This is a genomic window from Hyunsoonleella rubra, from assembly GCF_042684665.1.
GTDB lineage: Bacteria > Bacteroidota > Bacteroidia > Flavobacteriales > Flavobacteriaceae > Jejuia > Jejuia rubra.
Genome location: NZ_JBHULY010000033.1, coordinates 11,702 through 34,946, shown reverse-complemented (window position 1 = coordinate 34,946; position 23,245 = coordinate 11,702). Strand labels below are relative to the sequence as shown.

Annotated in this window: 19 protein-coding genes; 5 read left to right on the top strand and 14 right to left on the bottom strand. The window is 38.0% G+C overall.

The genetic code is table 11. The features are described from left to right. Positions 1 to 30 precede the first annotated feature (30 nt). On the bottom strand, positions 31 to 1,098 hold the full coding sequence (fbaA, locus tag ACFSR8_RS13120) for a class II fructose-bisphosphate aldolase (RefSeq protein ID WP_186558244.1): 1,068 nt from the start codon (positions 1,096 to 1,098) through the stop codon (positions 31 to 33). A gap of 133 nt (positions 1,099 to 1,231) precedes the next feature. Then, positions 1,232 to 3,838, bottom strand: a complete 2,607-nt coding sequence (gene tamL, locus ACFSR8_RS13115) for a translocation and assembly module lipoprotein TamL (RefSeq protein ID WP_380292741.1) — start codon at positions 3,836 to 3,838, stop codon at positions 1,232 to 1,234. Positions 3,839 to 3,939: 101 nt separating this feature from the next. Between tamL and ACFSR8_RS13110 the strand changes: the two genes are divergently transcribed. Then, positions 3,940 to 4,674 (top strand): TrmH family RNA methyltransferase, encoded by a 735-nt coding sequence (locus ACFSR8_RS13110; RefSeq protein WP_380292739.1) that lies wholly within the window; start codon positions 3,940 to 3,942, stop codon positions 4,672 to 4,674. A gap of 100 nt (positions 4,675 to 4,774) precedes the next feature. Here ACFSR8_RS13110 and porT read toward each other — a convergent pair whose 3' ends face one another. Both porT and ubiE read right to left on the bottom strand, forming a co-directional pair. After that, entirely contained in the window at positions 4,775 to 5,503 is a 729-nt protein-coding gene (gene porT / locus ACFSR8_RS13105) for a type IX secretion/gliding motility protein PorT/SprT (RefSeq protein ID WP_380292737.1), read from the bottom strand. Between the two features lie 3 nt (positions 5,504 to 5,506). After that, positions 5,507 to 6,232, bottom strand: coding sequence for a bifunctional demethylmenaquinone methyltransferase/2-methoxy-6-polyprenyl-1,4-benzoquinol methylase UbiE (gene ubiE, locus ACFSR8_RS13100; protein WP_380292734.1), 726 nt, complete (start codon positions 6,230 to 6,232; stop codon positions 5,507 to 5,509). 114 nt (positions 6,233 to 6,346) lie between these two features. Here ubiE and trkA point away from each other — a divergent pair, with 114 nt between their 5' ends. Both trkA and ACFSR8_RS13090 read left to right on the top strand, forming a co-directional pair. Then, the gene (gene trkA, locus ACFSR8_RS13095) at positions 6,347 to 7,726 is read left to right on the top strand and encodes a Trk system potassium transporter TrkA (protein WP_380292752.1); all 1,380 of its coding nucleotides are present in this window, start codon (positions 6,347 to 6,349) and stop codon (positions 7,724 to 7,726) included. A 15-nt stretch (positions 7,727 to 7,741) separates the two neighbouring features. Next, a complete protein-coding gene (locus ACFSR8_RS13090) occupies positions 7,742 to 9,235 on the top strand; it encodes a TrkH family potassium uptake protein (protein ID WP_380292732.1) in 1,494 nt (497 codons plus the stop codon). Between the two features lie 67 nt (positions 9,236 to 9,302). Here ACFSR8_RS13090 and ACFSR8_RS13085 read toward each other — a convergent pair whose 3' ends face one another. Together ACFSR8_RS13085 and ACFSR8_RS13080 are read right to left on the bottom strand one after the other, a co-directional pair. Continuing rightward, positions 9,303 to 10,487 (bottom strand): pyridoxal phosphate-dependent aminotransferase, encoded by a 1,185-nt coding sequence (locus ACFSR8_RS13085; protein ID WP_380292730.1) that lies wholly within the window; start codon positions 10,485 to 10,487, stop codon positions 9,303 to 9,305. Between the two features lie 32 nt (positions 10,488 to 10,519). Continuing rightward, positions 10,520 to 11,614 (bottom strand): fatty acid desaturase family protein, encoded by a 1,095-nt coding sequence (locus tag ACFSR8_RS13080; RefSeq protein WP_380292728.1) that lies wholly within the window; start codon positions 11,612 to 11,614, stop codon positions 10,520 to 10,522. A gap of 148 nt (positions 11,615 to 11,762) precedes the next feature. Here ACFSR8_RS13080 and rsmG point away from each other — a divergent pair, with 148 nt between their 5' ends. Then, positions 11,763 to 12,392, top strand: coding sequence for a 16S rRNA (guanine(527)-N(7))-methyltransferase RsmG (rsmG, locus tag ACFSR8_RS13075; protein WP_380292726.1), 630 nt, complete (start codon positions 11,763 to 11,765; stop codon positions 12,390 to 12,392). A gap of 12 nt (positions 12,393 to 12,404) precedes the next feature. On the opposite strand, the gene ACFSR8_RS13070 is transcribed toward rsmG, so the two are convergent. The 8 genes from ACFSR8_RS13070 to ACFSR8_RS13035 form a co-directional block, all read right to left on the bottom strand. After that, positions 12,405 to 13,379 (bottom strand): tetratricopeptide repeat protein, encoded by a 975-nt coding sequence (locus ACFSR8_RS13070; protein WP_380292724.1) that lies wholly within the window; start codon positions 13,377 to 13,379, stop codon positions 12,405 to 12,407. A gap of 133 nt (positions 13,380 to 13,512) precedes the next feature. Next, the gene (locus tag ACFSR8_RS13065; protein ID WP_380292722.1) at positions 13,513 to 14,466 is read right to left on the bottom strand and encodes a tetratricopeptide repeat protein; all 954 of its coding nucleotides are present in this window, start codon (positions 14,464 to 14,466) and stop codon (positions 13,513 to 13,515) included. A 113-nt stretch (positions 14,467 to 14,579) separates the two neighbouring features. After that, on the bottom strand, positions 14,580 to 15,581 hold the full coding sequence (locus ACFSR8_RS13060; RefSeq protein WP_380292720.1) for a DUF3500 domain-containing protein: 1,002 nt from the start codon (positions 15,579 to 15,581) through the stop codon (positions 14,580 to 14,582). 84 nt (positions 15,582 to 15,665) lie between these two features. Further along, complete coding sequence (locus tag ACFSR8_RS13055; RefSeq protein WP_380292718.1) at positions 15,666 to 16,904, bottom strand: RNA polymerase sigma factor; 1,239 nt, start codon at positions 16,902 to 16,904, stop codon at positions 15,666 to 15,668. Beyond that, positions 16,905 to 17,252, bottom strand: a complete 348-nt coding sequence (locus tag ACFSR8_RS13050) for a YciI family protein (RefSeq protein WP_380292716.1) — start codon at positions 17,250 to 17,252, stop codon at positions 16,905 to 16,907. Positions 17,253 to 17,481: 229 nt separating this feature from the next. After that, positions 17,482 to 18,330, bottom strand: coding sequence for a fumarylacetoacetate hydrolase family protein (locus ACFSR8_RS13045; RefSeq protein WP_380292714.1), 849 nt, complete (start codon positions 18,328 to 18,330; stop codon positions 17,482 to 17,484). A 53-nt stretch (positions 18,331 to 18,383) separates the two neighbouring features. Further along, positions 18,384 to 19,163, bottom strand: coding sequence for an SDR family NAD(P)-dependent oxidoreductase (locus ACFSR8_RS13040; protein ID WP_380292712.1), 780 nt, complete (start codon positions 19,161 to 19,163; stop codon positions 18,384 to 18,386). 70 nt (positions 19,164 to 19,233) lie between these two features. Continuing rightward, entirely contained in the window at positions 19,234 to 20,901 is a 1,668-nt protein-coding gene (locus ACFSR8_RS13035) for a TIM barrel protein (protein WP_380292710.1), read from the bottom strand. A gap of 376 nt (positions 20,902 to 21,277) precedes the next feature. On the opposite strand from ACFSR8_RS13035, the gene ACFSR8_RS13030 reads away from it, so the two are divergent. Beyond that, positions 21,278 to 23,224 carry a DUF5722 domain-containing protein gene (locus tag ACFSR8_RS13030; RefSeq protein WP_380292708.1) on the top strand — a complete coding sequence of 649 codons (1,947 nt, stop codon included), beginning with the start codon at positions 21,278 to 21,280 and terminating at the stop codon, positions 23,222 to 23,224. Positions 23,225 to 23,245: the final 21 nt, after the last annotated feature.

The window sequence follows — 23,245 nt, the reverse complement described above, 5'->3', positions numbered from 1 at the left end:
TTTTCCATTATCGTTTTAATATAACTTATCTTATAACGTATTGACGTTGTTCAAATCTTCGAAAGCTTTCTTTAAGCGCTCAACAAATGATTTTTCACCTTCACGTAACCAAACCCTTGGGTCATAGTATTTTTTATTTGGAGAATCCTCACCATCTGGATTACCGATTTGAGACTTCAAGTATTCCGATTTGTCGTTCATATAATCACGGATACCACTCATAAAAGCGTATTGTAAATCCGTATCGATATTCATTTTTATAACACCATAGCCAATAGCCTCTCGTATTTCCTCAACCGTAGAACCAGAGCCGCCGTGGAATACAAAATCGATATGATTATGCTCAACACCATATTTTTTGCTGATATACTCTTGAGAGTTCTTCAAAATTTTAGGAGTCAATTTTACATTTCCGGGTTTGTAAACCCCATGTACATTTCCAAAAGCTGCTGCAATAGTAAATCTTGGACTTACCTTGCTCAATTCTTCGTATGCATAAGCTACTTCCTCTGGTTGGGTGTATAGTTTGGAGTCATCCACATCAGTATTGTCAACGCCGTCTTCCTCACCGCCAGTGATACCCAGTTCAATCTCCAAAGTCATGCCCATTTTAGACATTCGTTTTAAGTACTCCTTGCAGATTTCGATGTTTTCCTCAATGGGTTCTTCTGAAAGGTCAATCATATGAGAACTGAACAATGACTTCCCGGTTTCTGCGAAATGCTTTTCACTGGCATCTAACATGCCGTCAATCCAAGGTAATAGTTTTTTGGCACAGTGGTCCGTATGTAAAATTACGGTTGCACCATAGGCTTCCGCTAGGGTATGTATATGTTTTGCTCCCGCAATAGCGCCAGCAATGGCTCCTTTTTGCCCATCGTTGCCCAAACCTTTGCCCGCATTAAACTGTGCGCCTCCGTTTGAAAATTGAATAATTACTGGCGAGTTTAAATCCCTTGCGGTTTCCAAAACTCCATTGATGGTGTCCGAACCTATTACATTTACAGCTGGTAGTGCATAGCCGTTTGCTTTAGCATGATTAAAAATAGCCTGTACTTCATCGCCTGTTGCAACGCCTGGTTTAATATTGTGTGCCATTGTTCTTGATTTGTTAGTTAATTTTAGTTCATCAAAAATAGTCATTTTTAAGGTTTTGGCTAAATGATTTCAAATGAAAAATAGTAATTGAAGCCAAAAAAAACAGTAATACCGGGATTTTTTGAACCAATAGCTAAAAGGGGTAGTTTATCCCAATGTTATAAACCGCACTTCCAAAATTATAGTCGTTAAACCAACGGTTGGCATCCCTATAGGAGGGGTCATAGGTTTTAAAGCCAATGTCAAAGCGGAACAGGAAGAACTTAAAATCGTAGCGTAGCCCAAAACCGGATCCTAAAGCAATATCTTCAAGCGAATTAAAATTGGTGAATGTAGCCCTGTCGTCCTCTACATCGTCCAGCACGTTCCAAATATTTCCGGCATCAACAAACAAGGCTGCGTTCAGATCACCAAATAAATTGAAGCGCTGTTCAGCACTTAAGGTAATTTTCATGTTGGCCTCGTTAAATTCATTTGTAGTTTCCGAGCTTCCCGGACCCAATCCATAAGCCGTCCAAGCGCGGTTGTCATTCGCTCCCCCAGCAAAGAAACTTTTGGCAAATGGAATATTGGTGGAATTACCATACGGAATGGCGATACCGAAAAAGCTCCTTAGGGCAAATACATTTTTTTTGCCTAAGTCCCAATGCTTAATGTAGTCGAACTCTGTTTTGATATATTGCGAATAGGCCACGTTAAAAAGCTCATACCGGTCGTTACTGTCCTTTTTTAGCCCTAATAAACTTGAGGTATTGGCCAAAAGTGCCCCGGCCGACTCTAATTTAAAGCGAAAGATGGAAAAATTTTCGTCATAAAGACTCTTTCTAGTGTCCCGAATAAAATTATAGCTTGTGGTTAAAATCAAGTTGTTTTCCGTAAGCCTTGTCTTTCTTTCACCAATGGCGGATACTACCCGGAAATCGGGATCATTTTGAGAAATACTTGTATTGCCGTTTGTAACATCACTAATAAAGTCATCTGCACCCTGTGGCAAGGATAAATCGCTGTCTGTAGGTATATATCCTACATTCTGAGCTATTGTATTAAGTCTGCTAAAAGAATTCGTATAAATCCTAAAATAATTATCGACGTTCAGATTTCTAACATACTGAATGTTAAACAGATCTAATCCATTGGTGACTCTGCTTGAGGGGCGCCATCTAAAATTAAAAGTACCACTTAGGGTTTGTTTATCCAGTCCAATATTGGTTTGACCGGATGCCGATAGGGTTATCCGGGTAGACGGAAACATATATTTTGGAATAATACGATCGGTATTAAACGGCGTAAATATTCTAGGAATAGTTAAGTTCAGGTTCAGCCCTAGCTCATTGATGTTAAAAAAGGGATCGTCATCTTGTCTTCCTGCATCGTCCGATGCACCAATTGCCGCTGTTCCCGATATTTCAAAAGTTTCTGCTCCCCTAAAAATATTTCTAATCATCAAGCTCGGGTTTACTGCAAAACCAATCGTTTGGATGTTGCTCGTTGAAGCTTCGGTACTAAAACCCAAACTAAATTTCTTCAATGGAGATAACAGAATATTCGCTGTTAATGTCGAATCCGATGTTTCAGTATATTCGATATTGGGGTATTTAAAGGTACGCAGTTCACTAAGGTGCCTATAGGTCAAGGTTCTGTCCGTGTCAGAAAAAATACTGTTGGGTGCAATAAAAATGGCATCGGTCAATGCTTGAGGCCTGAAGCGCATTTTGTCATAACTAAAAAGTCTATAGTTTTTGTGCACAATCGAATCCATAAACTGCCTCCCCTCGTTGGCAAAACTATTGTCCGTAATCACGTTGACCTCTTTAACCTTAAAAATCTTGAAGGGTTCTCGTCTTATGGAATCCGGCGTCCTAATGGCCCTGTCCTGAATGATGAAATCAGTATTTACTTTTTTACTGGTGCCTATTGTATCCATTTCAACGGTAATATAATCCTGTTTAAAATGATACAGCCCAGAATTCCTCAATCTGCTTGTAATTCGTTTGCGTTCCAACTCAAAATCAATAGTTCTGTATTGTTGACCTGATTTTACTAAAGAATTGGGTTTAATATACAGATAAAGTGAATCGACAACTGGGGAAGCTATGGTTTCTGAAATAGTGTCTAGTATAAATGCTGGGCCTCTATTAATAGAATATTCTACAGAGGCGCGCTTGTCTTCTGTTTTATTGATGTCATAGGAAACATCAACATTAAACCAGCCATTGTTGATGTAGTAGTCCTGAAATCGGGTTATTGATCTTTTTGTTTTCTCTTCATCAACAAGTACGGGGGCTTCACCTGTATTTTTCCACCATTGGTTAATGGTTAATTTGGATTGTTGCATCTTATAAAACTGCTTTTTGGACAGAAAGCGTTTAAAGCCTTGTTTCACTGAGTCGTTAAGCTTACTTTCCACTATGGAATCCATATTGGGGCGGGCAATGTTATAAACGTGCAGTCTAAGGGGTATTCCCAAAAGTTTCCGGTTCGGCTTCTGGTATGTAAGGTTGTTTAAGGTTTCAGTACTCTCCTTTTTGCCATCAACAATAATTGTGTTATCGGTAAGTAAATGCTCGTTTGATGCAACTTGTTTAACACTATCGCAGGAAACAAAGTAACCTGCACAAGCCAATACGCATACTATTTTAATCAGATGTTGTTTCAAACGTTGTTGCAATTTTCTATTCCGGTTTTGGTCGAAAGTTGATGAGATATTGCATTTTCCAGAAACCGAAAATATTGCTTTCAAAAATACGTTATTTCATCTAATTTCTCACCTTGGGTTTTTAAAACAAAGCTGTACTTTAAAATTGTTGATTTTAACTATGTTTGTATATCAATAGTTGGGGCATGCTTTCAAAAAACCAGATAAAATTTATAACTCGATTGGGCCAAAAAAAGTATAGGCAACAAGAGGGTCTATTTGTGGTTGAAGGTATTAAAGTCATTAACGAGTTGTTGACATCTCCTTTTGAGCTCTATCAGTTATATACGACCGAAACCTTCAATATTGATGCCAATTCCGATAATTACGGAAAAGAATCTTTGATTTCGGAAAGTGATTTAAAGCGTATCAGTTTTTTGACGACTCCTAATAAAGCATTGGGCGTTTTCAAAACTCCTGAAGTTAAAAAGATAGATGCGGGTGGTTTAGTAGTGGCTTTAGATGATGTTAGAGACCCAGGAAATTTGGGAACCATCATCCGATTGTGCGATTGGTTTGGGGTGAAAGATTTGGTGTGCAATAAACAAACAGTAGATTGCTATAATCCAAAAGTGTTGCAGGCTACAATGGGATCTATCTCAAGAGTAAATGTGAGTTATGTGGATTTAGATAAGTTCCTTTCACAATGCAAAATTCCGATTTTTGGAGCCTTTATGGATGGGGAAAATGTGTATCAAAGACAATTGCCTGAGCAGGGTGTTTTGGTAATGGGCAATGAGGCCAATGGTATTTCAAAAGTAATAGAGGCCACCGTAAATCAACGTATTGCTATCCCTAGATTTGGTGATCTGAAAGCTACAGAAAGCTTGAACGTGGCTACCGCAACGGCTATTTTGTTAAGTGAATTCAGAAGACAGTAGGCAGTTTTCAGTATTAGCAGTGATCAGTTTTTAAACTTTGCGTCTTAGCGACTTTGCGCGAAAAAGTCATCTAATTTGTCCGCGATACTCTGTGTAAAAACTACTGAAACGTGAAGTTAATGAACAACCCTCTGGTTTTCATGCTGGCAATATTGCTGGTCCATGGGCTGTTGGCGTCATTATCCCTCACCAATTCGTCATTTATCCCGAACAATCCACGAATGGAAGGCGTAAATTTAAAATTGAAAAGGTAGAAATCAATACCAAAACCCAGTTCATAAAAGAGAGGACTTGTTTTGGTCCTGAACTGTCCTTTGCTATTGTCGTCGGGATTGTCTTCGTTACTCGATAAATTAATGGCTGTTGAAAATCCGCCGACAATAAAAGGTTTAAAATTATTGATACGCTTCGTGGAAACCTTCAATAAAAGAGGCAAGTGCACATAGGTAGATTTTACTTCCCTAATCAAATCGGATTCATTAAAAGTAGTCCCTTGAAAATATTCAGGACTATAGGTCAACTCCCGGGTTGAAATGAACAGTCCGGGCTCAAATCTTAGGTCTAAGAAACTATTAACGCGCATGTTTCCAATCAAACCTACACTAAAACCGGGGCTTCGTCTAACATAAATATCCCTAAAATCCTCGTTATAATCAAAATTAAAATCATAATTGTTGATCCCCAGGAAATACCCCCAACGCAGGAACTTAAAATCCGTTGTTCCCCGCCCTTGGTTGGCGTCATAAATTACTTTTTCTTTTTTAAAGAGTTGAGCCTCTGCGGTTTGCAAAGTAAATATAAATGCTAATGTAATTAATATGTACCTCATAAATTACTTCGACGATTTGTAAATGGTTGCCACACCGAGGGTCTGTGGAAAATCTTCAACATTAATAAACCCAATTTGGCGCAAAATATTGTTCAATGCTTCCCCATACGGGAAAACCGAAGCAGATTCGCACAAATACTTATAGGCACTTCTGTCTTTTGAAAACAGCCTCCCTATAACGGGAAGCACATTTTTAGTATAAAAAGAATACCCTTGTTTGTATGGCGTTTTCGTGGGAATAGAAGTTTCCAAAATCACAAAAATACCGCCCGGTTTCAATATCCTCAGGATTTCCTTAAGTCCGTTTTCCAGGTTTTCAAAATTCCGAATCCCGAAAGCAACGGTAATGGCGTCAAAGGTATTGGTGTCAAAGGGCATATTTTCAGAGTCGCCCAGCACCATTTCAATTCTACTGTCCAGCCCTTTTTTGGCAATTTTCTTTTTACCAATTTCCAGCATACCGCTGCTAATGTCTAAACCAATAATTTTTTTGGCATCGGTATCCACCATGGCGATAGCCAAATCACCCGTCCCAGTGGCAATATCCAAAACGGTTTCTGGTTGCTGGGCCTTTACCATTTTTACCACTTTTTTTCGCCATTTCACATCAATTCCGAAAGAAATTACACGGTTCAATCCGTCATAATCCCCAGAAATGGTATCGAACATTTGGGTGACCTGCTCTTTCTTGCTCAGGGTACTATCTTTGTAGGGCTTAATTTTAGACAATGCGCTATTTTTTGGCAAACCTACATAATTTATTTGTTCTGAAAAAGGTAAAATATAATCACGGTCCAGTCATAATCCATTCAAATTGCTAGCGCCGAATGTTATTTGTAGTATATTTGCCCTACTTTTTATGACCTCAGAATAATGAAAATAATAATTGCTGGAGCTGGTGAAGTTGGATTTCATTTGGCAAAATTATTGTCCTACGAGTCCCAAGAGATTACACTGTTAGATACCGATAAAGAGCGATTGACCTATGCGGATACACATTTGGATATAAAGGTGATTCGAGGTGATGCTACCTCTATTTCTATTTTGAGGGAGGCTAAGGTGGACCAATGTGATCTAGTGATTGCCGTAACAGCTTCTGAGACTACAAATATCACCATTTGTGTGCTTGCCAAACAGCTTGGAGGCAAACGTACCATTGCCCGAATTTCGAATACGGAGTTTATAAACTACAAGGATGAAGTAGGGTTTACACGTTTTGGCATTGATGAATTGATTTCACCGGAGGCCTTGGCGGCATCGGAGATTGAGCTTTCTCTGAAACAATCTTCTTTTAGCGAAACCTATGAGTTTGAGGACGGCGCACTGTCTATGGCTGGATTAACACTTTCAAAATCAGCATCTTTTGTCGGAAAAACAATTAAGGATGCAGCTAAGATTTTTCCAGAGATTCATTTTATACCTATTGCGATTCAGCGACAAGGTACGCAGTACACGATCATCCCCCGGGGAGATACGGTGTTTAAGGAAGGTGACAATGTTGTTTTTATTACCTCTGAAGGCGGTGCCGAAGAGTTGTGCAGGTTAACAGGGAAGGCCAATGCAGATATAAAAAGTGCCATGATTCTGGGCGGTACTAAAATCGGGCTTAAATCCGCTAGAAATTTGAGTAGCAAAGGGTTTAATATCAAGTTATTAGAAGGCGATAAAGAGCGTGCTTTTGAATTGGCGGATCAGTTGCCCAATGTTTTGGTCATTAAAAGTGACGGGCGCAACGTGGATATTCTAGATGAGGAAAATATTGCAGATATGGATGCCTTTATTGCTGTAGGGGATAATTCAGAGACCAATATTATGAGTTGTTTGGTGGCAAAGTCTAAAGGAGTGAAAAAGGCTATTGCCCTTGTTGAGAATATGGATTATTTTGAACTATCGCATTCCATCGGAATCGATACTTTGATTAATAAAAAACTCTTGGCGGCCAACAGTATTTTTAGATATATCAGAAAAGGTGAAGTGGTGGCCATGACCAAACTCAGCAATATGAACGCTGAGCTTTTGGAATTTGAGGTGAAAGCTACCTCGGCCATTTGTAACAAACTCATTAAAAATGTGGATTTTCCGCGCTCGGCCATTATCGGTGGTGTGATTCGTGGAGGTGTGGGTCATATCGCCTTAGGAAGTTTTAAAATTCAGGAAGGGGATAGGGTGGTAGTATGCAGTTTGCTCCGCTCCATCAAGGGTGTGGAAAAATTATTCTTGTAACCTCACAGCCTATTTATGAAACTCAACTACAAAATCATTTTTCATTTTTTAGGCTTGTTGATCGTCTTCAACGGTGGTTTTATGCTGTTGTCTGCAATGATAAGTCTGATTTATAAAGATGGGGTGACATTGCAGTTGCTATTGGCATCTGGAGTTGCTTTGACCATTGGTGGTGTCGCTATGCTTTTCACAAGAAAGCACACTAAGGAAATGAATAAGCGCGAGGGCTACATCGTCGTTACTTTTGGCTGGATTATTATGGCATTAACAGGTACTTTGCCATATGTTGTCACAGGAAGTATCCCTAGTTTTACCAATGCCTTTTTTGAAACGATGTCCGGATATACCACGACGGGCGCATCCATTTTAAACGATATCGAAGTCATGCCCGAGGGCGTTTTGTTTTGGCGCAGTTTAACCCATTGGATTGGGGGTATGGGTATTATAGTTTTGGCCATTGCCATTTTGCCATTATTGGGTATTGGGGGCATGCAAATGTTCGCTGCCGAGGCACCTGGGCCAAGTGCCGATAAATTACACCCAAGGATTACGGACACGGCCAAACGCCTTTGGCTCATCTATTTTGGATATACCGCGGCCGAAACTCTATTGCTAAGTGTAGCTGGCATGTCCTTTTTTGATGCCATTAACCATGCGCTTTGTACTCTGTCCACTGGAGGATTCTCCACCAAAAATGCCAGCGTTGCCCATTGGAACGGGCAACCTATCATTCAATATATTATCATCCTGTTTATGTTTTTGGCGGGTACCAATTTCGTGTTGAGTTATTTCGCATTTAAAGGTAAGGTGCAAAAGGTTTTGAGGGATGAGGAGTTTAAATTGTACTTTTGGTTTATAGCCATATTTACTGTTGTTGCAGCTTTGCTTATCTATTTTAGGGCAGATGTTTCGATGTCTTCCGTTGAGCATCCCATGGTTTGGGGCGAGGGCGAAAGTGCATTTAGGCATGGGCTATTCCAAGTTTTGGCAATCGTCACTACCACGGGATTCGTTACCGCAGATTATACCATGTGGACGCCTTTTTTGGTCGTTTTCTTTTTTGGATTGATGTTCCTAGGAGGTTCTGCCGGAAGTACCTCGGGAGGGGTAAAAGTGGTACGTCATTTATTGCTGATTAAAAACGGTTTTCTGGAATTTAAGCGCTCCTTGCATCCCAGTGCCATTCTGCCTGTACGTTACAATACCAAGGCCATTTCTGGGGATATTGTCTTCAATGTTTTGGCATTTTTTATCCTGTATATGCTCTCGTTTATTATCGGCTCATTGGTTTTCTCGATGTTCCAATTGGATTTTGAATCGGCCATTGGTCTATCCGCCTCAAGTTTGGGCAACGTTGGGCCTGCTTTGGGCGATTTCGGACCGGTAAATAATTACGCCGCTTTACCGCCACTCGGAAAATGGTGGGCTTCTTTTTTGATGTTGATTGGGCGCTTGGAACTGTTTACTGTGCTTGTGCTGTTTACTCCTTTCTTCTGGCGGAATCGATAAAAATAAAAGCCCTCACAGGTTTCAAAATCCTATGAGGGCTAAAATATGTTTTCAAAAAAATCAGTGATTAACTCACCACTTCTTTAATCCGTTTAACCGCTTCAACAATCTCATCTTGAGAAGCGGCGTATGAAATTCGAATACAATCTGGGTTTCCAAAGGCATCACCCGTAACTGTTGCTACCAAAGCTTCTTCCAACAAGTACAATGAAAAATCAGTCGCATTGTTGATGGTTTTGCCTCTCAACGTTTTTCCGAAGAAATGGCTAACGTCCGGGAACACATAAAATGCACCTTCAGGGGTATTGGTTTTGAATCCTTCAATATCATTTAATAAATCCAAAATCAAATCACGACGTCCATTAAAGGTGTCAATCATATACTGTACTCGCGATGGTGGTTCCACCAATGCAGTAATCACGGCACGTTGGGCGATACAGTTGGCACCACTTGTAGTTTGTCCTTGCAATTTATTACATGCACGTGCTATTTTTTCAGGAGCTCCGATAAATCCAATACGCCATCCAGTCATTGCAAAGGCTTTTGAAACACCGTTTACAGTAATCGTTCTATCGTACATTTCAGGAAACTCGGCAATACTCGTATGGCCTTTGCCATAATTGATATGCTCATAGATTTCATCGGAAACCACATAAATTTCAGGATATTTAGCTAAAACATCAACCAAAGCTTTTAGTTCTTCTTTGCTATACACCGAACCACTTGGGTTACACGGCGAACTAAACCACATCATTTTGGTTTTAGGCGTTATAGATGCTTCCAACTGCTCTGCAGTCATTTTAAAATCAGTGTCTATCGAAGTTTTTACTTCAACAGGCACCCCACCAAATAACTTCACAATATCGGCGTAGCTTACCCAATACGGACAAGGCAAAACCACTTCATCCCCATCGTTAAGCATCACCCCGGCAACATTAAACAAGGCTTGCTTTGCACCCGTAGATACCACAATTTGTGATGGCGAATAGGTCAAATTATTATCACGCTTAAATTTGGTGATGACCGCCTCTTTCAATTCGCCATAGCCATCAACAGGCGTATAGGAATTATAGCCATCGTTAATAGCCTGAATGGCCGCATCTTTTATAAAATCAGGTACTTTAAAATCAGGCTCGCCAAGGCTTAGGCCTATGATGTCTTTTCCTTCTCCTCTCAATTCCCTTGCTTTGGCTGCCATAGCTAGTGTGGCAGACGTGGACATGCTTAAAATCCTATCTGATAGTAGTTGCATTTTGGTTTAATATGTTTATAAGTAAATGTAAATTAGGCTAAACTAGGTCTTTGGCCCAGCATTTTTAATTGATTGTAATGTTCGGCAACAGCTTGCCAAAACGTATTGTATTCATTGTAGGGTAAGCTGAATTCTCTCGCTGTTTCCTTCACTATTTTAGCAATTTTACTATAGTGAATATGGCTAATGTGAGAAAATAAATGGTGCTCTACCTGTCTGTTCAATCCACCTGTGTAAAAACTGACCAACCAACTTTTTGGAGAAAAATTGGAGGTTGTAAACAATTGGTGAATCGCCCAAGTATTTTTGATATTACCCTCATTGTCAGGTAAAGGCATTTCGGTATTTGGCATAACGTGTGCCAATTGGAAGATGACACTTAAAATGATGCCCGCCGTGTAGTGCATTACCACAAAACCAATTAAAACTTCCCACCACTTAAAGCCAAGCGATAAAGGGAGTACCACCCAAATGGAATAATATACTATTTTACCGATAACAAGTTTGGTCCATTGCGTAGCAGGATTTGGCATTTTTCCATAAGATAATTTTCTTTTCAGGTATCTGTAAGTTTGGGTGAAATCGGTTGTAATCGCCCAATTTGCAGTCAATAATCCGTACAAAAAGAAAGCATAATATTTTTGATATTTATGAAAGCGGTACCACTTAGCATGCTTTGAAAATCGGATAACCCTTCCTGCATCAATATCTTCATCGTGTCCGTGGATATTGGTATAAGTATGGTGCAGCACATTGTGCTGTACTTTCCAATTGTAATCGTTTCCGGCCAAAATATAAATACTGCTTCCCATCAATTTATTCACCCATTTTTTACTGGAAAAAGAACCGTGGTTAGCATCATGCATTACGTTCATGCCCACGCCGGCCATGCCTACACCAACAATTACCATTCCTAAAATTTGGGCCCAACCCGGTAAATCAACAGTTAAAATTAAAACTACAGGAGCAATCAATAAAGTAAACATCACAATGGCCTTAGTGTATAATTTCCAGTTGCCCGTGCGCTTTAGATTATTCTCTTTAAAATAGTCGTTTACTCTCTTGTTCAGGGTTTTAAAAAATTTTGCAGGATCTTTTCTTGAAAACGAAAGTGCTTGCTTACTCATAATACTACTTGGTTTAATTTGATATGTATAGCAATATAAATATTAAAAATACATCCTGCAAAGATAAATATTAATCGACGCAACAAAGCACATTTTTTGTCAAAAAATTTGGCGCGAAACCTCTATTTTTGTTCAAAATATAACAACTATGGAGTTGCTTTTAAAGTATTTTCCTAACCTATCAGAAACCCAAATCCTTCAGTTACAACAACTGGAAAGGCTATATAAAGAGTGGAATTCAAAGATTAATGTGGTGTCCAGAAAAGATATTGATGAGCTGTATTTGAGGCACGTTTTACATTCATTGGCTATTGCAAAAATAATCTCCTTTTCTGATGGATCAAAAATTATGGATGTGGGTACTGGCGGAGGTTTTCCCGGTATTCCGTTGGCTATCATGTTTCCAAATTGCGATTTTCATTTGGTGGATAGTATTGCCAAAAAGTTGAAAGTAGTGGATGGTGTGGCTCATACACTAGGACTTTCAAACGTAAAAACAACGCATACAAGGGTTGAAGCCGTCAAAGATACTTATGATTTTATCGTTAGCCGTGCAGTAACTGCTATGCCGGCTTTTGTCAAATGGACGAAGGGTAAAATTCAAAAGCAACAGAATAATGCCTTAAAAAATGGAATTCTCTATTTAAAAGGGGGAGACTTAACGGAAGAATTGAAAAATTATAAAACCGTTAAAATTTATAATCTCTCCAACTTTTTTGAAGAAGAATTTTTTGAAACGAAGAAAGTGGTACATCTGCCTATGAAATATAAACTGTAGATCATCGAGGACTTATAGGCTGTTCAGCTTATCAAAATATAGTGCCAACATTTTGCGCTCGTCCTCATACCAGGATGAGGTTTCAAATAAGGAGATGCTGTCAAATTTATTACCCTTTGGGTTGAGTATATTTTTTGCTTTATTGTAATGGGCTTTAGCTTTTTCCAAATCGTTGGCGTGAAAATGAGCAATGGCGGAACCGAATAAAGCCTCATAATCCAAAGCCTTAAAACTTAGGGCGTTATCAAAACTTGAAATAGCGCCATCATAATTCCGTGAAAAAAGTTCTGCCATACCATGATAATAGTGTGCCGAGGCATTTTTATGGTCTAATTTTATGGCCTTCTGAAAGTCTTTTTTGGCCTCGTCAAATTTATTGATTTCCAAATAGGCCAAGCCTCTATTATAGTATGAGAGACTACTATTGTCAAGTTTGATGCTTGTATTATAAAACAAGAATGCATATTTGTAGTAGCCCAGTTTCAGTAGGGTATAGCCCACATGGGTGTACAACATAAAATCGCTCGGGTCATTGGCCAGTAGAAAGTTAAATGACCGAAGTGCTGCTTTATATTTTTTCAAATTCAGCTGAGTGATACCCAAATTGTAGTAGGCCTCATAAAATGTGCGATCCCAGTTGATAGCTTCCACATAATCGCTATGTGCACCTTTAAAATCCCCCAAACTGAATTTGGCATTGGCCCTATTATAAAAGGAATCGGGATCAGGCTTTATGCTGATAACCGTGGTAAAATCCAAAATAGCTCCAAAATAATCTTCCAGTTCAGATTTGTAAAGCCCACGGTAAAAATGGGCATTTAGATGCTTTGGGTTTTCAGCAATGGCCTTGTCAAAAAAAGCAATGCTTTCATGAATATCATCCGCTCTCAGCCCTTTTCTAAAGAGCTTGCCTGCTTGTCCATAAGAAAAGAGCGAACAAAAAATTAAAAATGCGACTAAAATAGATACAGTTTTAACCTTTCCCATAGCATAAAGAAAATAGAAATTATACTTAGCAAAATTTTTTCTTGAAAATACGGATTTTTCGAGAAAATAAATATTAAAATCTTCTTAAATATGCTTCTTTTGGGAATTCAGAGATGACGTAACTGTCTTAAAACTAAAGACTTTTAAGCTTTCCGTACATTTCGGTGAACATCTTTTTTTCGTTGACGTACCAGTAGGTATCCTTAAAAATGTTCATATCATTGGTCTTTGAATTTACCGAAAGTATGTTTTTTGCTTTGTTAAATGAAATCTTGGCCTTTTCAAAATCCTCGGTATAGAGATAAGCCATTGCCATCCCGAAATGTGCGTCGTAATCTAAATCGTCCTTATCCACGGATACTTCCCAGCTTTGGATGCTGGCGTCAAATTCACCCAATAAAAACTGACTCACCCCCAAATAAAAATATGCTGGAGAATTGTTTCTGTTTCGATTTATGGCCTTGTAAAAATCGGTTTTGGCTTCTTTATAATAGTTGATTTGCAACAAGGAGACCCCTCGATTATAATACGATTCGCTATCAGGTCTTATCAAAATACACGAAGCATAGTCCTTAAAGGCCATTTTGTAATTTTCCAGTTCCATATAGGCTAAAGCTCTTTGCGTATATGATTTTACATCCGTTGGGAATGCTCTGATGACTTTGGTAAAATCCTTGACGGCCTCTTCATACTTGCCCAGTTCTAGTTTCGTATTACCAAGGTTGAAAAAGGCTCCAATAAGATCGGGGTCCATTTTAACGGCCTGTTCGTAATCAAAAAGTGCGCCTTCAAAATCTTCTAAAATAAACTTGCAATTCCCTCTGTTGTAATAGCTGTCGGCATCGGGTTCAAAGAAAATAATTTTGGTAAAATCCAGAATAGCAGCGTCATAATCCTCCAAGTTATATTTGGCAATCCCGCGGTAAAACAATGCGTCCAAGTGTTTGGCGTCAAGTTCCAAGGCTTGGTCCAAAAATTCAATTTGCTGCTGGGGATTGGGCAACCTTAAGGCCTGTCTTACCAATTTAGTTGCTTGGCCAAAGGAAAGTAGAGGGAGCAGAACTAGCAGGAATATTTTTCTTTTCATCGTCAGGGTGCAATTTCAAAACTAAGATACATCAAAATTCAAACCAAAATCAATCTGATTTCAATTTATCTGTTCATAAAACGAAATAACGAGGTATTTGTTGTGCTATGAACTCAGTGTTTATGGGAAGTTTGATAATGCTCCTTAATTAAATCCCTGCCAAAATCTCCATCAAAATCGCGCCATACTATATGAATGTGATTTGCATTATTTTGAATATTATCAAATTCTATCAGAAATGATTTGCCCTGAATTCTGTAATAGTGGGGTGCGGTCAAGCTGATCTCTCCAGCCCAACCAAAATGGATATCTTGTAGTTCCTCAGATGTGATACCATTAAAAATCTCATTAAAGCGTTGCTCAATTCTATCGGAAAGGTGCTGACGGATCAAATTCAATAAAAGAGATCGTTGTGTTCTGTTTAAGGTATGAAATGGAATGCCTTCAACGGGTAATGGACTTACCTTAGGGTCGTTCTTAGTGATAATATCGCTGTAGGCTGAATTTCTTATAAGGGCACTTTTTCGTTGCTCGCCATTTAGGGACTTCATGAATTCCAATGCCAAATCTTCTTCTGATTGGAACATGCGCTCACCCTTTCTGTCGCCAGAGCGGATAGTAGCAGGATTGGCACCAAAAAAGCGGGGTGCGAGAAATGTTTTACCGTTTAAAACCGTAAAATTCAATGATACGTGGTGGCCTTCAAAAGACCAGGACCAAAGGGGGTTCTTATACGGATTCCCATAAAAGCTGACATAATATGCCCCAGAATCCCGTCTAACATAATCTCCAGATAACTCTGCCAAAACATTCTCTAAATCTATAATTTTTAAGGTCGTATTAAACCCTGATTCACTTAGGGACGCCTTTAACAATTCATGCAATAAGAGTTTTTGCGATGGATTCAATTGCTTAATGGCGATACCTTCCCGGGAAAACGAGGTGCTAGGAAAATAATGCCAATCGGTTTTCTTTTCATCTTCAAAGAGAAACATGACATTCGCTTTTTGCGTTTCATTTAAAGCATTTAAAAAGTTAACCGCTGGATGGTTTTCTGGGCTTTGCGGAAATGCCCAAAGCGTACTCAACAAAACAATAACTAAAAAAGGTTTCATAATTGAAAATGGTTAATGCATAATGGAAGGTTGACAGACTTAAAGTTAATAAAATTTCGCCTAAGTATTGGAATGGAAAAGGCATCAAGGCGTAAGCTCCTCCTTTTTCTTTTTCAAATAGTCCTTTTCTAGTTTATTGGACACATGATTTAGAGCTAGATTGATATTTTCAAGAGCCAATTTAGACTCGCCTGTGGCAGTATAAAAATCGGCCAAAGTTCCATAATACAAGTAAGCACGCTGTTCAAAATCCTCAGGCTTTAGTTGCGACAAATAACTTTTGGCCAGTTTAAGATCTTTTGTTTGAAGGCAGACCACGGCCATGGTCAGTATATGCGAAGGAGCGGGTTGAAGTGCATGCAAACATTGATACCAATGCAGTATTTTTTTCCAATCGGTCGCTTCAAACGTTTTGGCTTTTAGATGCTCAAAGGCGATGGCCGCTTCGTAGTGGTAGCTGGAAAATTCATTGGTTTCCACAGCTTTGTGCATCATCGTGTTGCCCAATTTTATTAAAGGAAAATGCCATTTACTTCGGTCTTGTTGCTTTAAATCCAACAATTCGTTTTCGGCATTGATTTTACTTTCAATGCGACAGGCGTGGAAACACATCAAGGCACATAGGGCATAGCTGTCGGGTATGCGTGTCAATTTGTTTTTTAAAAGGAGTTGTGATAATCGCAGGGCTTCAACGCATAATTCCTTTCGGATTAAATTATCTTTTTGATTGGAATGGAAGCCCTCGTTAAAAATAAGATATAGCACTTCCATAACGCTTTCCAATCGGGGTTCCAAGGATTTTCCATGGGGGATTTTAAATTTAATATCCGATTTTTGAATCGTCTTTCTGGCGCGGGATAGCCGTTTTTTAGTCGTCTCCTCTTTGGTCAATAATGCCGAGGCAATTTCCCTGGTACTAAACCCGGAAACGGTTTTTAAAGCAAACGAAATACGGTCGCGCGTATCCAGTTTTGGATGGCAGGCCGTAAAAATCATGCGGAGTTGTGCATCGGCAATTTCGGTGTCCAAAAACAGCTCGTTAATGGCAATGGCATCCGTTCCTTGCTGGATATTGGGGAGGTGTTTTTGTTCCGTTTTAAGTTTTCTAAAGATATCCAGCACCCGATTTTTTGCTGCTTGCGTTAGCCATGCTTGAGGGTTGTCGGGCTGTTGCTTTCGCCAACTGATGCTCGCCTTTATAAATGTATCCTGAACCGCATCCTCAATGATATCTAGATGTTTCAGTCCAAAAATCCGGGTTAAAATAGAAACCATCTTTCCGCTATGGTGGCGGAAAAGATGGTCAATTAGTTTTGAGTCCATTTACTGGTCAAATACCATAATTTCACGAATTTCAACCACGCCACCCAAATCATAATCGGGATAATCCTCGGCAATTTTTTCCACCTCGTCAAAATCCTTGGCCTTCACGATGTAGTAGCCTCCAATTATTTCTTTCACCTCGGCAGCGGTCAAATCGGTCACCGTGCGGTTTTTACCAGAAACCCGGCGTATCTGTGGCGTCAAGGCATCACCGTGCCTAACAATGCCAGCCTGGGTCATTTTATCGTTCCAGGCAAACCATTTGCCCATACGGTTTTGGAGTTCCTCCGGCGAAAGCCCCAATTCCATGTAATCGGCCTTCAAGAAAATCATCATAAAATCTTTCATAATTTAAATGTTTTAAGGTTTATATCAGTATGACGGTTGCCAAAACAAAAAAGGGGACAGATTTCAAAAATAATTAATTAAGAAGTAGTTTTATGTCTTTTTTTTGGTGCTTCTCTACTGGCAGGTTATTGCACAATGGCGTGGTGGGGTTTTTTAGGATATGCCATTCCCACCTTTAGGCATAACTTCATAACACATCTAAATCTATTGTATGCAAAAATTTTAAAGATTAAGCATTTACGCAAACTTGTTTCTGGCCTCCTAACCCCTCAATTTCAAGCTGAACTATATCTCCTTTTTTTAAATATTGGGGTGGATTAAAACCTAGGCCAACCCCTGGAGGTGTGCCGGTGTTTATAATATCTCCTGCCTCTAATGTCATAAATTGAGATAAATGATGAATGACCTGATATACATCAAAAATCATAAAGCTGGTATTGCCTTTTTGTTTTTGAACTCCATTAACCGAAAGGGTCATGTTTAAGTTTTGAACATCGCTAATCTCTTCAGGTGTCACTAAATAGGGGCCTAACGGATTGAAATTATCGCAAGATTTACCCTTGGTCCATTGGCCTCCTCTTTCTAATTGAAATGCTCTTTCTGATACATCATGAGAAGTACAATATCCTGCAATACAGTCTTTGGCGTCTTCAATGGAGTTTAGGTATCTGGTATCCTTTTTAATAATAACTCCTAATTCCACTTCCCAATCTGTTTTTTCAGAATTTTTAGGGATGATAATATTGTCATAGGGGCCAACTACGGTATTAGAACCTTTCTGAAATATAATAGGTTCTTCAGGAATAGCCATTCCAGATTCCTCAGCGTGATCAGAATAATTAAGACCAATGCATATTACTTTGCCTGGACGCGCTACACAAGCTCCCCAACGTTCTGATTCATTTACATTGGGATAAATCGATATGTTTTTCAGGCATTCATCCAACTTTTTAAGCCCTTCATTATTAAAAAAATCTTTATCCCAATCATTGAATACTGAAGATAAATCTTTACGCTGACCATTTATTAACAGACCTGGTTTTTCTTGCCCCAACGCTCCAAAACGAATTAATTTCATTATTTTATTTTTAAAATTTGTAGATTATTTATCTGCCATACGAGGCTAAGTTCTCAATTATTTAAACGGGTAAAACCTCCATCAATAGCGTAATCACTGCCCGTAATAAATGAAGCTTCATCAGAACATAGATAGAGCACTAGGTTTGCTACTTCTTCTGGTCGTCCCATTCTACCAATTGGCTGTGACTTTGATAATTTTTCAAACATGGCCATTTCTTGGCCCGGGTAGTTTTTCTTTAAAAATCCTTTTACAAATGGTGTATGTACTCTGCCCGGAGAAATACAATTACAGCGTATATTATAGTCTAAGTAGTCTTTTGCAACAGAAAGGGTCATGCCCACTACAGCGCTTTTTGTCATGCTGTAGGCAAACCTGTCCCTTATTCCAACGGACGCGGCTATTGAAGCCATATTGATAATGACACCGCCATTAGTTTTTAAAAATGGAATGGCAGATTTCATTGCATAAAAAACACCTTTTACATTTACAGAAAATAGCTTATCAAAATCTTCAGCTGATGTTTTTTCTAGATTTCCTATATGGGCGATACCCGCATTATTAATAATAATATCTAGCTTTTTTTCAGAACCAGCGACAGAATTAATCACATCATCAACCTCTTTCTTAATAGAGATGTCACATTTCTTAAAAACTGCCTTTCCTCCATTTTTTTGAATACTTGTGATGGTCTCAGTAGCACCTTTTTCGTCCATATCTAAAATATAAACTAGGGCTCCTTGTTTCGCTAAAACGATACTAATAGCCTTTCCAATGCCACTACTGCCTCCAGTAACAATAGTTTTTTTATTTTTCAAACTAAATATGTTCATTTTCTATTATGAAGCTATTGTGTTTAGGGTATTGCTGATTTGAGAAAAGCACTTAAATTGTCTTTTGAGCTTACAGAGATTTTAGATTGAAAAAAATAAATCGGTTTTTACTCATTTCAGGAACCATGATTATTCCCTTTTCCGCATTGATGCCTAAGTCGGCAAATTGTGAAAAACCAGAAATCACTTCTTCTACATTTCCGTCTTCACTAATCTTTAACAGCCTTCCTCCTGTCCAATCTGTTGCATAATAGAACTTGCCATACTTTATAACGCCATCAAAATTTGCTATAGGCAAGCCTTTGCCTACTGGTGTTATTTCTTTTGTTTTCAGATTAATTCGCATTAACGTGCCTTTTCTACTGGTTTCAAAAGTTGCACGATTGGTCATTGGGCCCCAAGTAGCTACTATTAAATGTTGCCCATCTATCCATAAGCCATTTGGACACTCTAGCACATCATCCTTAATAAAAATCTCTATTTTTTTGTTTTTCGGTAGTTTGTAAATGGTATTTGTAAATGTATCTGACACATAAATATCTCCGTTGGGTGTGGACGCAACATCATTTGCGAATTTAGAATTTGGTAAATTTATTTTTCTAATAATTTCCCCTTTAGAAATGTCTATTTCTACTAAAACACCTCTATCTGCAACATACAATAGATTTTTATAGGACGCCATTCCTGTTGGCGCATCTAAACCTTCAACCCATCTGTTTGATATTACATTTCCGTTTTCGTCCAGGCGGGTAAGCCATCCATAACCATCTTTTTCAATCGTTACTTTTTCTCCTCCAAGACTTGAAATAAACCAGGTTTTTGAAACATTATCCCAATACGCATTTTCTGGATTGTCTAGAATGTTATTTAGATTATTATTTAAAGTTTCGTAGGTAGCATCAACCAGAGTGTTCCATTTCTTAATAGAATGAGACAAGTGCTCTTTAGGAGCTTCTTCAATTCCAAAAGTATGCAACATGGTTTTACCTTGAAACTTAATTTTTTGCAACACAGATATAAATTTTGACACATCAAAATCGCCTTTACCCAAAGGTTTTATGGCATCGGACCAGTTTCCTTTGTCATTATCAAACATGGTTATATTTGAACCTGAAATGGACGCAAACTTTAAATAAGGAGCTGATTTTATTGCGACATCCAATAAACGGTTTCCATTACCTGCTCTTAATTCATGACACAGGTGTAATGTTAGATAGAGGTTTGGCGCATTCAATTCTTCAATATAAGGAATGGCTTCTTCAGCTGATTCTATAAAACAATTATCGTGCGGATAGATAACAATATTCCTGCTTGATTTTTGAGCTTCCGTTGTCATATTCTTCAAAAGCGCTAAAGTCTTTTCCTTTGTAGCATCCTTTTTCAAGATGATAACCCATAAATCTGTTCCTTTTGGCAATGCACTTAATGCTTTACGCCATAATTTGTTTTCTTTTTCAGAATCATTAGAGGAATTAAACGGAAAATAAACCACGGGAATTGACAACTTTCCTGAAGAAAATGCTTCAGTTTTTAAATAGTCTTGCAGTTTTTTTATTTGTTTATCATTCTTTACAATAAAAGTAGTACCGCTATAACCAAGTTTATCGAAAAGTTCTGCTCTCTGTGGAATGGTTAAACTATCCATCTTAAAATCAAAAGCGTATAAAGATTTATCAATGCCTTGGGCTCCCACATACATTGATAAGATAAAAAGTGATAGTTTTATTAAAGATTTCATTTATAAATACTTATGGTATTTTAATAAGTTTGTTTTGAAGTTTTATAGATATTCAATCCTAATTATGAAGAGCTAAATTATCGATAAAGATTAAAAAAACAATCATGCCCCTTCTGTGGAGCGACCATATTCGGCAGGATGGTTTTTTGGAATAGGTAACGTAATTTTATATGATATAAATTACCTTCTGAATATTATTATGCACAAGTATTTTTTGTTTCTTCTATTATATCCCATTGCATCTTTTGCTCAGGATTCTAAAACTACTTTGAGCGTAAATACTAAAGTGTATAATCAGATAGCATTAAGCGTTTTAGAAGGCGATATATATGATGTTAAAACCTTAGGAAAAGACCCTTATCTTTTTTTAAACCCTTTGGAAGAAGATTTAGATAAGAAGAACAACCATTTAGTATTTGAATATTTTTGTCCTACGGGATTAGATTTTTTAGAAATTCATTTTTATCCTCAAAACAAAGACTTAAAGCCGAAAATAATCAGAGATATAGGTTCCACTGAAGGATGGGTTACGTTTAGCGTCGATTTGTCTGAAGCATTAAAAACTTGGGGTAAAAAAGGAAATTATTTAAGATTAGGTTTAGGTCCAGCACCTGCTCTAAATATACAGTTAAAGCATTTAGCTTTAAGACAGCAAACAAAACGAGAACTAGAAATTGCCAAAAACAAAGCACTCAAAAAGAAGCAAGAAGCTATACTTGAGCGTAATTTAGTTACATATTTAGAAAAAGACTTTCCTAATCAAATTTCAAATGTATTGGTAACTGATGATGTTGTTAGACTAAAAGGTAAAGTATCGGGTAACAAAAAATTATATTTGGCAGAAGTAGGTGTTTATGAAGATGCAACAGAGCTTAAAGATTTTAGTTTTTTAGAAGTTATTGAGCATAAGGATAAAACCTTCAATATTACTCTTAATCGTTTTAAAACACAGCACGGTTATAAACAAGATAGGCTACTTTCAAAATGGATAATTGTTGAAAAAAAAGAAGATAAATACAAAGTAGCTTCTCATGCACGCTATGCAGATTCTATAGTGCCAAAATATAATTACCCGTATATAAAACCAGCTACAAAAAAGGGGTTGGGAGGTTACAGTATTAATAGGGAAGCTCCATATACAGATTTGGATAGCTTGGGTATTACCAGCGCAACTGTTAATATTTGGATTTCTAAATTTTTTCGCTCAAATCCCTCTCCTGAAAACATGCCTTTTGAGTATATGGGAAACACCTATTATGTAAATAAAAAGCAAATTAAAAATCTTGATAATACGTTTTTAAGTACCTCAGAAAGAAATATTGAGGTATCAGCTATTTTGCTTGTAGATAAAGCTTCAAAAACTCCTGATAAAAACATAGGGGCTATACTTGAGCATCCAGATTGCGACCCTTCAGGGATTTATAGCATGCCTAACTTAACTACCCCAAAAGGAGTTCAATATTATTCTGCCATTCTTGATTTTTTAGCAAATAGGTATAGTAGACCAGACAAAAAATATGGGCGCATTCATCATTGGATTATTCACAATGAAGTAGATGCTGGTTGGGTATGGACCAATGCCGGGGAAAAAACAGCGCTAGTATTTATGGATATTTATCATAAATCTATGCGGATGTCTCTTAATATTGCTAGAAAATATAACCCTAATTCAAAAGTATTTATTACTCTGACGCATTTTTGGGACTGGACATCAAATCCACACTTTTATCGTTCCACAGAATTGTTGGAGTTTTTATTGAAATTTTCAAAAACAGAAGGCGATTTTGAATGGGCTATAGCCTATCATCCCTATCCAGAGTCTTTACGAGAACCCAAGACATGGTTAGATGAAAAAGTAAGTTTTAGTTTTGACTCACAACTTATTACATTTAAAAATATTGAAGTATTGGACGCTTGGGTAAAGCAACCAAAAGTATTGTTTAAAGGAAAAACCAAGCGACTGGTTTATTTATCTGAAAACGGTACTAACTCCCCAACCTATAGCGAGCAGGATTTGAAAGAACAGGCGGCAGGCATGGCTTATGCCATGAAAAAAATCAAATATTTAGATGGTATTGATGGGTTTCAATATCATAATTGGCAAGACAATAGGAATGAAGGTGGCTTGCGTATAGGTCTAAGACGTTTTCCTGATGATAAAGATAACCCCGGAGGTATTAAGCCTGTTTGGAAGGTATATCAAGCTTTCGGAACAGAAATGGAAGACAAAGTTTACGATCAATACAAAACAATGATAGGCATAAATAGTTGGGATGAAATTCGTTATAAAGGTCCTATTAATGAAACACGAAACCAAAACTAAACAGACACTAATTACACCATA

Bases quoted from the DNA above. Each gene is read 5' to 3' on its own strand.
- ACFSR8_RS13090 (WP_380292732.1), top strand. From the start codon at position 7,742: ATGAAACTCAACTACAAAATCATTTTTCATTTTTTAGGCTTGTTGATC.
- ACFSR8_RS13050 (WP_380292716.1), bottom strand. From the start codon at position 17,252: ATGAAAGATTTTATGATGATTTTCTTGAAGGCCGATTACATGGAATTG.
- fbaA (WP_186558244.1), bottom strand. From the start codon at position 1,098: ATGGCACACAATATTAAACCAGGCGTTGCAACAGGCGATGAAGTACAG.
- ACFSR8_RS13065 (WP_380292722.1), bottom strand. From the start codon at position 14,466: ATGAAAAGAAAAATATTCCTGCTAGTTCTGCTCCCTCTACTTTCCTTT.
- ACFSR8_RS13040 (WP_380292712.1), bottom strand. From the start codon at position 19,163: ATGAACATATTTAGTTTGAAAAATAAAAAAACTATTGTTACTGGAGGC.
- ACFSR8_RS13080 (WP_380292728.1), bottom strand. From the start codon at position 11,614: ATGAGTAAGCAAGCACTTTCGTTTTCAAGAAAAGATCCTGCAAAATTT.
- ACFSR8_RS13060 (WP_380292720.1), bottom strand. From the start codon at position 15,581: ATGAAACCTTTTTTAGTTATTGTTTTGTTGAGTACGCTTTGGGCATTT.
- ACFSR8_RS13035 (WP_380292710.1), bottom strand. From the start codon at position 20,901: ATGAAATCTTTAATAAAACTATCACTTTTTATCTTATCAATGTATGTG.
- ACFSR8_RS13085 (WP_380292730.1), bottom strand. From the start codon at position 10,487: ATGCAACTACTATCAGATAGGATTTTAAGCATGTCCACGTCTGCCACA.
- ACFSR8_RS13110 (WP_380292739.1), top strand. From the start codon at position 3,940: ATGCTTTCAAAAAACCAGATAAAATTTATAACTCGATTGGGCCAAAAA.
- porT (WP_380292737.1), bottom strand. From the start codon at position 5,503: ATGAGGTACATATTAATTACATTAGCATTTATATTTACTTTGCAAACC.
- ACFSR8_RS13070 (WP_380292724.1), bottom strand. From the start codon at position 13,379: ATGGGAAAGGTTAAAACTGTATCTATTTTAGTCGCATTTTTAATTTTT.
- rsmG (WP_380292726.1), top strand. From the start codon at position 11,763: ATGGAGTTGCTTTTAAAGTATTTTCCTAACCTATCAGAAACCCAAATC.
- ACFSR8_RS13055 (WP_380292718.1), bottom strand. From the start codon at position 16,904: ATGGACTCAAAACTAATTGACCATCTTTTCCGCCACCATAGCGGAAAG.
- ACFSR8_RS13045 (WP_380292714.1), bottom strand. From the start codon at position 18,330: ATGAAATTAATTCGTTTTGGAGCGTTGGGGCAAGAAAAACCAGGTCTG.